The sequence below is a fragment of the Candidatus Symbiopectobacterium sp. NZEC135 genome, assembly GCF_025962695.1.
Genome location: NZ_JAGFPF010000193.1, coordinates 1 through 2,610 on the forward strand (window position 1 = coordinate 1; position 2,610 = coordinate 2,610).

3 protein-coding genes and 2 pseudogenes are annotated in these 2,610 nt (G+C 40.0%); 1 reads left to right on the forward strand and 4 read right to left on the reverse strand.

Annotated elements, in window-relative coordinates:
* Positions 1 to 72: 72 nt before the first annotated feature.
* A pseudogene (locus J5224_RS24785) lies at positions 73 to 327 on the reverse strand (zinc ribbon domain-containing protein); the annotation flags it as partial.
* 219 nt (positions 328 to 546) lie between these two features.
* On the opposite strand from J5224_RS24785, the gene J5224_RS24790 reads away from it, so the two are divergent.
* A complete protein-coding gene (locus J5224_RS24790; RefSeq protein ID WP_264627876.1) occupies positions 547 to 1,320 on the forward strand; it encodes an enterotoxin A family protein in 774 nt (257 codons plus the stop codon).
* Positions 1,321 to 1,552: 232 nt separating this feature from the next.
* Here J5224_RS24790 and J5224_RS35860 read toward each other — a convergent pair whose 3' ends face one another.
* The 3 genes and pseudogenes from J5224_RS35860 to J5224_RS24800 all read right to left on the reverse strand — a co-directional run.
* Complete coding sequence (locus J5224_RS35860) at positions 1,553 to 1,612, reverse strand: hypothetical protein (protein WP_413544721.1); 60 nt, start codon at positions 1,610 to 1,612, stop codon at positions 1,553 to 1,555.
* Between the two features lie 143 nt (positions 1,613 to 1,755).
* Positions 1,756 to 1,986, reverse strand: a pseudogene (locus tag J5224_RS35865) (regulatory protein RecX); the annotation flags it as partial.
* A partial coding sequence (locus tag J5224_RS24800) for a transposase (RefSeq protein WP_264627878.1) occupies positions 1,983 to 2,610 on the reverse strand: 628 nt, incomplete at its 5' end. The pseudogene J5224_RS35865 and the gene J5224_RS24800, both read right to left, overlap by 4 nt.

The window sequence follows — 2,610 nt, forward strand, 5'->3', positions numbered from 1 at the left end:
AGAAATGGTAAATCATGTGAATTGGGAATTCCCGCCGTAAACGGCGAGGAGTCCCAATTCACAGAGTCCAACCTAAGCCGCTTGATGCAGTTTAGGATTTACAGACTCTCCAAAGGCTAACACCGCTAGACCAGCGGCTTTTATATTCTTGGCGGCGTGAATATCACGGTCATGGTCAGCATTGCGCTCAGGGCATACCCAAGACCGAACATTTAACGCCAATTTAGGCAATGTATACCCGCAACAGTGACACCTTTTAGACGAGGGGAAAAACTGATCGATGGCAACGACAGAACGACCAGACCATTCAGCCTTGTATGTTAGCAACTTACCTAACTTATTAATTGGCTCATCATTAATAAATATTAACAATTCTCAACCAGAGGATTCATCAACATTACCCTCACCTCAGTACAATCCACAGTCTCTATTTTCTTGCTTCTCCTGTTTTTCATTTAAATAATATAAATAAAGCCATTTCACTTGCATTCATGGTTCATCAAAAAAAAACAACCTATCATATATTTTATATAAAAAGGTTTTAAAATGACAAAGACAAAGACAAAGACAAAGACAAAGACAAAGACAAAGACAAAGACAAAGACAAAGACATTAATTACATTAATTTTGGTTTTTTCTTCTAACAATCTACTTGCTTATAATGTGCCAAATAAAGGAGTATTTTATCGAGTAGACACACGGAATGAAACGGAAATATTTGCCAATGGATTTTCAAATCTTGGTAATAACACGAGTATTAGAGACCATTCTCGGGGGATTAGTTGTCGACATGGACAAGGAAATAGTTCTTTTATTTCTGTCAGTACAGATTCAGAATATGCAGAACATTATGCCCAACGGCTCCTGAGTCCAACTCAAAGAGTTACATATGTCTATATTATTGACTCTGGAGAGCATTTTTATAATATGGCAGATTCCCTAATTGCGAGTAATTATACCGCCGGAGTGAATGATGCAATGAGACAATCTGAGTGGATATCACATGGTCCTATTCCTGCCAGTTCTATTAGAGGAGTCAGAAGGTACACAACGAACAGTACACCACCAATTATCGCTAACCCCAATTATATATACGCCCCCCCTGTGATTAATGATGAGTTTATTTACTCCCGAGAACGCATGCCCGGAATAAATTCTTATATAGCGAATTTTATTCCGTTCGTTCTTCTTTGTATGTCTGCAACTACATATTGCCCCAAACCTACTAGTCAAAAAGAATCAGGTGATGGCTGTTACTTTACTGAGCCGTACAGAATAAAGACAGTTTTATTTTATTCCACATTCATTGTTAGCAAATAAGGGGGCTTATTTCCAAAATTGGGTCGTGACGCAGATTTAGTGGTAGTGATGGATCGTCAGATACCAACCGATGATCTTATCGTGCATGACCTCTGATTTTGGATGACCGTAAGGATTCGTTAATATTTGGCAATAAGCCTAAAAGTTATATAGTTACCAGTGGTTATAACTATTTATTGACACAAATGCATGCTCCGCCCCACACGAGAGAAACATGCATTTGCAGCTGTGATTAGCTTAACGGTTCAAATATCATATCCATCGCAAACCCCTTGTACTGAAGGTTCCTGATTTGTTTGTTTTTATCCTTCGGTCAGTGGGTAACATTTCACCAAACATCCTGACTCTGGCTTCTTTTGCTAATGCATACCAGTCAATATTGCTCTTTTCGAGTTCCTGCTCTATCAGCGCTTGTGAAAATCCTTTCTGCCGAAGCTCCTGCTTTATCCGTGTGGGGCCATGTAGTTTCTTAACATGTTTGTCAAAAAGATAAGCAGAAAATTGAACATCATTAAGATAATGATTATCAGTCAGAAGCCGTAAAACACGTTCCGCGTCTTCTGTTTTTTCGGTCAGTCGGGTCAACTGCCGGTACATATCACCAGATGCGTAATTCTTTTTTGCCAGCAATGACACCGCATAGTCATATAATTCCTGTCTGGTCATGACTGGCTCCTTTTGTAGCAAATTCCGTCTTTCCCCACCGATAATCCCTGAATTTTCTCTGCCATCAACGGCCAGAGTGACGTTTTACGCTTGTGTTGTTCGTAGAGTGTCCTGAGGTAGCTTTCAGTTCCCGGGAACTGCGGGCCATCTTCCAGATCTTCACTGTAATCAATCGCTTTTTTCATATCGGAAACGGCATAGCTGTAATATTTGCTTTTCGCCTGATTAATCGCGTCTTCCACCAGAAGACGTCGCAACAACGTGGCCGCAAGGGCATATCCATGTTTATATAATGTACTGGATAATGTCCGGATAAATGAGTTCGTAAGATACGCAAGGGACCTGGCAAGTTCCATTCCTTCACTTTGTAGTTCTTTAAGTGCCTTTGTCATTGAGTGGCAATTATGAAAAATCAGCAAATTGGCAATGAGGTGATTGTATTTAATAATCTTCAACTTGCTTATCCCGTACATTTTCTTCGAGTGTACTGGCTGCAAAATAAACCCACTGCACAAATTTATTAAAACTTTCACATTTATTTGTTGCCCCTGGATCATTCTGCGTAACTCTTCACTGCTGACATACTCCAGAAGAAACAATGTCCGGATTACACGTCCAAGCTCC